This window comes from Azorhizobium sp. AG788, assembly GCF_943371865.1.
In the GTDB taxonomy this organism is placed as follows: domain Bacteria; phylum Pseudomonadota; class Alphaproteobacteria; order Rhizobiales; family Xanthobacteraceae; genus Azorhizobium.
On the sequence record NZ_CALRWL010000053.1, the window covers coordinates 38,024 to 44,902 of the forward strand.

The following is a 6,879-nucleotide window of genomic DNA, read 5'->3' on the forward strand; positions in this document are numbered from 1 at the left end:
GCCCTCAGCTTCTACTGGCGATATGTCCGCTTCTCGTTTGAAGTCTCCGTTAGCGGACAGTCCGCTCCCCGCCCCGGAGCCGTCTGTCAGCAAAGCGCCGCCCCCCTCGTCATTTAAGCTCGCCGGGATCGATCCCGGAAGCCGCCATCCGTTGATGTGGCGCCCCAGCCGCCTCCATGAGCCGTCGGCACGACAGCCAATGGCGGCCAGCGCTGCGTGCAGGTCCACGGCGAACCATCGATAAGCGCTCGCATCCGGTGTTCGCCTTGACCAAAAGGATTGTGAATCGGGAATGGATTGGCTCTGCCAAGTGGTGGCAGGCAGCGATCACGTCGCGGGCGCGCTGCCTGCCCGTGAACAGCTCCGCCAGTGCGGTGGATAAGCAGCGTCATATCCCCGCATTTTCTCCATCCGCGACAGCCACGCGCCCAATGCTGGCAGACGCGCGCCGAGGTCTTCAAGGCCAAGAGCCATCTCGATCGCTTCCGGACGCGCTGCGGCCCGTCGCAGCATCTGGATGTTCGGCAGCGCGACGATGTCCGCTGCGGTGATATCGTCACCCGCCAGATAAGGCGCGACCGAAAGCGCCTGCTCCATCCAGCCAAGCGCATCATACGCGCGAGCAGCGGACGCGCGCATGGCCTCGGGATCGTCCTTCGCATGGCCGCGCAACAGCGGGCGGACCATCTCCACATCGAACAGATCGCGCGTGTAGTTCTCGAACTCGCTCACGCGTTGCCAGATGCGGCCGTGCTCCTGCGCCGTCTGGCCGAACAGCGGCACGGCGGGATGGCTGCGATCCAGGAAGGCGATGATCGCGACGGATTCGTAGAGCGCCGCGTCACCGGTCCTCAGCACCGGCACCTTGCCGCGCGGGTTGAGCGCGAGAAATGCCGGCGAGCGATTCTCCCGCTTGGCTGAGTCCAAGCGGTGGGACGCATATGGTACGGCCTTGTATTCGAGCGCTAACTGCACCCGCCACGCATAGGGGCTGCCGCTGATCCAGAACAATTCGTAATCCATCGACGCCTCTACCGCGCTCACAGTTCTATCCCTGCACCGGCGAGCGCACCGTCGATGCGCTCATCGACCTCGCGCTTCGTCGCAGCCCAACCAGGTACCGTGTCCAGCAGGCGCTGCTGCCAGGCGACCAGATTGGGGAATTCGTTTAGCGGGATCTTCGTCCGTTCGTTCTGCGAGAACGGCCCGGCGATGTCGAAATCCGCCAGCGTCAGCCGGTCGCCGACGATGTAGTCATGCTTGGCAAGATGCGCGTCCAAGACGGCAGCCCCCGCACGGATCTTGTCGGCCGCCAGTTGTACGATGGTCTCATCCGCAGGCCGGCCCATGAAACGCTTGCTAAGCACCTCATCGAAAGTGAGCGTCGCGAAGATCCGCCACTGCTCGCCTGACCAGAACATCCACTGGAGGATCTCGTACTTCTCACGGATCGTTTTACCCGCTAGATCGCTGCCTGCCTTCTCAGCGAGATAGAGGTTGATCGCCGCCGACTCGTAGAGGACGAAGTCGCCGTCCACCATCACCGGCGACAACCCGTGCGGATTTAGCTCCAGGAACTCGGGCGTGTGGCTCTGGCCCTTGAAGAGATCGACGTTCACGATCTCGATGTCGATGCCCATGGCAGCCGCTGCTGCCGTGACACGGCGCCGGCTGCCCGAGCCGGGGTCACCGTAGATCCTGATAGCCATTGTGAGATCATCCTTTGAATGTGGGATCAGACCGACCGGACCTGGGAGATGGAACGACGCGGCTGATCCGACCTCGGAAGTAGAGAAGGTTCGCGGTGGACCCACCGGAGGCTGGGAATTAGGCCATGCGTGAAAGGACGTGTATCCATCCAATATGGAAAACATATATCCGGATTTCAAATGAGTGATCGCTGGCAGGAAATGGCTGTGTTCGTCCGCGTGGCGGAGAGCGGCAGTCTCTCTCGCGCGGCGCGCGAGCTGAAGCTTTCTCAACCGTCGGTATCGCGCATCATCGGTACGCTGGAGGCGCGGCTGGGGACGACACTTCTGCTGCGCACCACCCGCAGCGTCTCGCTGACGGAAGCTGGCGCCCTGTATCTGGATCGCGCGAGATACCTGCTCGCAGAAATGGAGGAGGCCGAGCAGGCAGCCCGGGGGACAGACTCGCTGCACGGCGTGATACGCTTGGCGATGCCAGTGCTCTATGGCACGCGCGCGGTCATTCCGGCGCTTGCGCCGTTCTTGGCCAGACATCCGGATCTTCGGGTCGAGATGATCATGAGCGATGCGCGCCAGAACCTCATCACGGACGGTGTCGATGTCGCCATCCGCCTGGGCGTCGGACCGCTGGACGACTCCACCTTTGGCGCCCGCCAACTTGCGCTAGTCGAGCGACTGGTGGTCGCGGCCCCGGCCTATCTCTCAGCGCATGGCGCGCCCGCCAATCCGGCCGAACTCGCCCGGCACGATTGTATCGTCCAGCATGGCCTGTTTGGCCGCGAGAGCTGGCGCTTCACGCACAATCAGACCGTCACCTCCGTCAATGTCCCCGCAAAGCTTTGGATCAACTCAGCACCGGGGATTCTGGCGGCTGCGGTAGCAGGGATGGGCATCGCGCTGGTGACCCGCGTGATGGCAGGAGAGGAACTCCGCACTGGCCTGCTTACGCAACTACTCGAACCCTATCGGCTCGATCCGGCCGAGGTCTACGCCATTTTCCCGGCAGGTCCCAGGCCATCAGCGAAAGTCCGCGCGATTGTCGATCACCTGGGTGCGACACTCGACGCGAACAGGTGATCGACAACCAAACCACCTCATGAAGGACTGATCCGCCGCTTACTTCGCTTCCTGATCAACGCTCGCTCGCCTGGATCGCCGGTGCCGCGAATGGGCCTGTCGGCCCAGAGCGCTGGCGTTTCCCAAATTCTGCTCCCGATAGGCGGCTCTAGGAATTGCGCCGTCTGACGTGGCGAAACGGGAATCATTCGGCTCGCCCAAAATTCGAACTTGGGAATTGCGCAACACTGCCTGCACGGTCATGCGCTTGCACCAGACACCGCTTTGAACGGCGGCTACTCACGCTCCGCTCCCAAAACCCGCCTGTCGGCTAGCGGCCCCGATTGCACCGTTGCGCCGGTGATGGGAATCTCCTCAGCGATGACCGGCAAGGCGTGGATTGCGGTCAGGGCGCTTTCTTGTGACGGAAGCGATAAGCGGACGCTATGCTAGCCTCGCTTCCGATCGTTTGCAGGCTTGCGACTTACTCGGCCTCGGCTCAACGAGCCAAAGGCTCATTTGGTCGGTCGCCCGGCTGCTGCTGGGCGCTCCAGGTGAAGAAGGTTTCGCGGTCAGGCTGCTGCGCCGCGATGGCGGCGAGGTAGCGTGGTTTCCAAACGTCGCGGACGAAGGCTTCCAGTTTGGTCGGCAGCGGGGGACGGTCGTCGTGGAACCGCACGCGGCCGTCGTTCAGCGCGTCTAGCGTCTGCGTATCGTCAAGCCACTGCTCCTGGGTGCCGAACCGTCCGAGGAACTCGGCCTCGACTTCGTGCCGCCTTCTGTCAACGAAGCGGTATTCGACCGGTCGCCCGACTTCACGTGCAAGGATGGCGGTTACCTCAGACATCGTGAAATCCTCACCGAGCTCACGGACCACGCCATGTCGACCGGTCTGGCCTGTCAGTTCCTTGAAGGCCAGATCGGCGATGTCCCCTGTGGCCACCCAAGGCGTCTTCACGTTCGGGTCCAGCGACCAGCCGATACCGCCATACTGGGCCACGGCGTCGGTCCAGGCGAACAGGTTCTCCATGAACCAGCCCGCCCGCAGGTGAACGAGGTCCGTGGCTTCCAAGCGGTTGAGGATCTGATCGAGCTGGTAGAACGGCTGGAAGTGGCCGGTGCTTCCCCTGACCTCCGACCCCATGGACGTCAGGCTGACCGCGCGCTTGACCGAGGAGTGGCGCAGCGCGTCGAAGAACCGCAGAGCGACGTCGGCGTAGTGGCCGTGGATGTTGTTCCAGTCCGTCTTGACCATGAGAAACGCGGCGTCCGCATTTCGAAAGAAGTGGTCGAGGTTTCCTGTCCCATCGTCGAAGCTGCCGGTGAACGGCTCGGCGCCGATCTCGACCAGGGCGTCAAGGGCCGGCCCGCCTCTCGACAGGGCCCTGACCTGATGGCCGGCATTGAGCAGGGTTCGCGTGAGCTTCGCACCGATCCGTCCGGTGGCACCGACAACAGCAATTCGCATGGCTTTTTCCATCATTCGCAAATGGATTTTATCAAGTTGCCGAGCGGGCGAAATTGGCGATAATGCCATATGATCGTCAGATTAGGCCAATTTGCTGCCACATCCTGCTATGCCGCCGTCGTGCCGGACGGGTCTGGTCGAACGGCAACCGCGTTTCATCTCGATTTCGCCGACTATGAAGCGGAGATGCCTCACCATCATCATCGGCAGGGCCAGCTTATTCTGGCCTTGCATGGCGCCGTCACCTGCACGGCCGCCGATGGACTGTGGATCGTGCCACCGACATGCGGGGTCTGGATTCCAGGCGGCGTAGCGCACAGCAACCATCCCACCCACAATGCTCGGCTTGCGTACCTCTTCGTGGAGCCCGACGCAGCGGTCATGCCCCAGAACTGCTGCACGCTGTCGATCTCGCCGATGGTCCGCGAGATGATTCTGCGCTTGGCGGACGCACCCGCGGTGTCCGCGGCGGACGACCATTTCGGCCGTCTCGCACGGGTGCTTCTCGATGAGTTGACGCTGATGCCGGGAAGCGGCCTCAGGCTACCCACGTCTGCCCATCCCAAGATCGCCTTGGTGACCAGGCTGCTTGCCGCAGCGCCGGCAGATCGGCGCCCATTGGGTGAATGGGCGGAACACATCGCCATGAGTGAACGATCCTTCAAGCGGCTCATGGTTCAGGAGACGGGGCTGAGCTTTGGACGATGGCGTCGACAGCTCCACTTGCTTGTCGCGCTACGGGAACTAGCGAGCGGCGCGAGTGTGCAGCATGTGTCCGGCACCCTCGGTTACGAGTCGCCCACCGCCTTCATCGTCATGTTTAAGAAGGCGATGGGCATGACGCCAGCCCGGTACCTATCAGCTCAAACCGGCGAGCGCGTGGTTCGATAGTATCAAAGAAGGGACAGGGGATCGCGATGTCCGCTTGGGGAAACCGCTGACACATGTTGCCACGGCCATATCGGGGTCGTTGACCGAACGTCCGCTTTCTCAGTTTCTCGGCGAGAACCGGACAGTCAGCAGACCGCCCCAAATCGGCCGTTCGTCGCAGCCGCAGCGAACTTCGGCTTCTGGCGCATCCTGCAGGTTTAAGGGGGGATGCCTCGCCGACCTCGACCCAAAGACCCCGAATAGTTGCGCCACTTGCCGCTAGCTCACGACTTTACAGTCTTTCCCGGCAGATTCAGGTAGTAGCGCGTATACCGGCGCTCGCCGGTGCGTGTGAGGGCGCCTTTCTCGACCAGATCGTGCAGATCGCGCGTGGCGGTGGGGCGTGAGGTGCCGGTGATCGCGAGGTAGTTCTCCGCGCTCAGGCCTCCCGTGAAGCCGCCGGGGCCCTCACGGAACAGACGGGCGATCACCTTTTCCTGCCGTTCGTTCAACTTGTCGCGGAAGCGATCATAAAAATGCGCCTTGGCGATGTGGAAGGCGACGCGGCCGAGCGTCGTCTGCTGGGCCGCGATGATCGTTTCCGCAAAATAGACCAGCCACCCCATGACATCGAGCGTCCGCTGATGGATCTCGAGCTGGTCGTAATAGGCCTTGCGATGCTGCTCGATGGTATGGGCGAGCGCGATCAGCGTCGGCTGGCCGATGTTCTGGGCCAGGGACTTTTCCGCGAGTGTTCGGCCTACACGGCCGTTGCCGTCCTCGAAGGGATGGATGCTCTCGAAATAAAGATGCCCGATCCCGGCCCGGGTAAGTGCCGGCAAGGGCGCGTCCCCGTTCGGGGCCGAGCCATTGAACCAGGTGAGATAGGCGGCCATCTCGTCCCGAACCCGAGAAGATGGCGGCGCCTCGAAATGCACGGTCGGCCGATCCTGACGGCCGGACACGATCTGCATCGCGTCTTCATGGCGACGGTAGCCGCCGATCGTTTCCAAATGCGGGCTGTCCGCCATCAGCATGCGGTGCCAGCGGAATAGCGTGTCGGCGTCGAGAGGATCGGCCCAGCTCCGATAGAGATCGACCATCATCTCCGCGATGCCCCGCTCTTTCGGCTTCACGTTGCGATTGTCGGTGTCGAGGCCGAGCTGACGGCGCAGGGAGGATTGCACGCTGAGGCGATCCAGCGTCTCCCCTTCGATCGCGCTGGTCTTGACCGCCTCGTCGCTGAGGAGTTCGATCCGCAGCAGGTTCCGCTCGCCCTCGCTGACATGCCGGACCGCACCGATCACCTCGCCGGTGAGCAGCAGGAACCGCCGCTCCAGCGGTTCGAGGGCAACCGGATCATAGGCAAAATGCGGCCAGCCGGGCTGCGTCCAGTTCCACACCATGAGCGATAGAGTCTCCCACTATCAATCACATATTAGCGGATATGTGATTGATAGATAGCCGCCCTATCGCTCACGGCAGTGCGAAGGAGAACTCAGAGCGTGATGCTGGGTCGATAACGTGACGCGCGCGACAGGGGGGAATGGCCCCCCTGCTGCCGAATGCGTTCCAATCTGCGATAGGATCGAACGGGGATCAGGGATGGCACATGGGATTCGGCGTCTTCATTCACCGCTCGGACTCGATCTATGACGATAGCCCGGCTGAGCGGTATCAGTTCCCGCGCCCATATCTGGGGCGGGTCGAGGCCTGCGTAGGGGACTGGATCGTTTATTACGAACCCCGGAAAGTGGCGGAGACCCGCGGCTATTT

6 protein-coding genes and 1 pseudogene are annotated in these 6,879 nt (G+C 62.6%); 3 read left to right on the plus strand and 4 right to left on the minus strand.

The window, feature by feature from the left end:
- Positions 1-327: 327 nt before the first annotated feature.
- A complete protein-coding gene (locus AAG816_RS23085) occupies positions 328-1,023 on the minus strand; it encodes a glutathione S-transferase family protein (protein ID WP_341992036.1) in 696 nt (231 codons plus the stop codon).
- Positions 1,024-1,040: 17 nt separating this feature from the next.
- Entirely contained in the window at positions 1,041-1,709 is a 669-nt protein-coding gene (locus AAG816_RS23090) for a glutathione S-transferase family protein (protein ID WP_341992037.1), read from the minus strand.
- 180 nt (positions 1,710-1,889) lie between these two features.
- Here AAG816_RS23090 and AAG816_RS23095 point away from each other — a divergent pair, with 180 nt between their 5' ends.
- Positions 1,890-2,786, plus strand: a complete 897-nt coding sequence (locus AAG816_RS23095; RefSeq protein WP_341992038.1) for a LysR family transcriptional regulator — start codon at positions 1,890-1,892, stop codon at positions 2,784-2,786.
- A 478-nt stretch (positions 2,787-3,264) separates the two neighbouring features.
- Here the strand turns inward: AAG816_RS23095 and AAG816_RS23100 are convergent, their stop codons facing one another.
- Positions 3,265-4,233 (minus strand): NmrA family NAD(P)-binding protein, encoded by a 969-nt coding sequence (locus AAG816_RS23100; RefSeq protein ID WP_341992039.1) that lies wholly within the window; start codon positions 4,231-4,233, stop codon positions 3,265-3,267.
- A gap of 69 nt (positions 4,234-4,302) precedes the next feature.
- On the opposite strand from AAG816_RS23100, the gene AAG816_RS23105 reads away from it, so the two are divergent.
- Positions 4,303-5,124, plus strand: a complete 822-nt coding sequence (locus tag AAG816_RS23105; RefSeq protein ID WP_341992040.1) for a helix-turn-helix transcriptional regulator — start codon at positions 4,303-4,305, stop codon at positions 5,122-5,124.
- A gap of 263 nt (positions 5,125-5,387) precedes the next feature.
- On the opposite strand, the gene AAG816_RS23110 is transcribed toward AAG816_RS23105, so the two are convergent.
- Positions 5,388-6,509, minus strand: coding sequence for a Fic family protein (locus tag AAG816_RS23110; RefSeq protein WP_341992041.1), 1,122 nt, complete (start codon positions 6,507-6,509; stop codon positions 5,388-5,390).
- 206 nt (positions 6,510-6,715) lie between these two features.
- Here AAG816_RS23110 and AAG816_RS23115 point away from each other — a divergent pair.
- Positions 6,716-6,879: pseudogene (locus tag AAG816_RS23115) on the plus strand (restriction endonuclease); the annotation flags it as partial.

Excerpts from the sequence above, each read along its gene's own strand:
- AAG816_RS23085 (WP_341992036.1), bottom strand. The coding sequence starts at position 1,023 with ATGGATTACGAATTGTTCTGGATCAGCGGCAGCCCCTATGCGTGGCGG.
- AAG816_RS23090 (WP_341992037.1), bottom strand. The coding sequence starts at position 1,709 with ATGGCTATCAGGATCTACGGTGACCCCGGCTCGGGCAGCCGGCGCCGT.
- AAG816_RS23095 (WP_341992038.1), top strand. The coding sequence starts at position 1,890 with ATGAGTGATCGCTGGCAGGAAATGGCTGTGTTCGTCCGCGTGGCGGAG.
- AAG816_RS23100 (WP_341992039.1), bottom strand. The coding sequence starts at position 4,233 with ATGCGAATTGCTGTTGTCGGTGCCACCGGACGGATCGGTGCGAAGCTC.
- AAG816_RS23105 (WP_341992040.1), top strand. The coding sequence starts at position 4,303 with ATGATCGTCAGATTAGGCCAATTTGCTGCCACATCCTGCTATGCCGCC.
- AAG816_RS23110 (WP_341992041.1), bottom strand. The coding sequence starts at position 6,509 with ATGGTGTGGAACTGGACGCAGCCCGGCTGGCCGCATTTTGCCTATGAT.